General features: G+C 67.2%; 1 protein-coding gene. It reads right to left on the reverse strand.

Annotation, left to right across the window (positions count from 1 at the left end):
* Positions 1-482: phosphohexomutase domain-containing protein (locus CKO12_RS14585; RefSeq protein WP_476695837.1), on the reverse strand; the 482-nt coding region annotated here is incomplete at both ends.

The following is a 482-nucleotide window of genomic DNA, read 5'->3' on the forward strand; positions in this document are numbered from 1 at the left end:
CTCCACACGGATGCCGTCGATGGTGTGGATGGTGGCGTCGGTGAACCGCCGCTGCCCTTCCGTCACCAGTGCGTCCATGAGCTCGACCTGTTCACCCTCCTGGATGTGCACCTTAAGCTCCGGCGTGGAGACACCCTCGGGCAGTTCGGCGAAGATCTCGGCGCTGGGCCGGCCGTCGGCGGCGACGATCTCCACCAGCCGCGCGCCGGTGTAAAGACCGTCGTCGAAGCCGTACCAGCGCTCGGCGAAGAAGGTGTGGCCGCTCATCTCGCCGGCCAGCGGGGCACCGGTTTCGCGCAGTGTGGCTTTGATCAGCGAGTGCCCGGTGCGCGACATCTGCGGCCGCCCACCGGCCGCCTCGATGACCTGCTTGAGGTGCATACTGCACTTGACGTCGAAGACCACCGGCTCGCCGGGACGGCGGCTGAGCACATCGCGGGCGTAGAGCATCAGCTGCCGGTCGGGCCAGATGATTTTGCCTG

Source organism: Chromatium okenii (assembly GCF_016583745.1).
GTDB classification, from domain to species: domain Bacteria; phylum Pseudomonadota; class Gammaproteobacteria; order Chromatiales; family Chromatiaceae; genus Chromatium; species Chromatium okenii.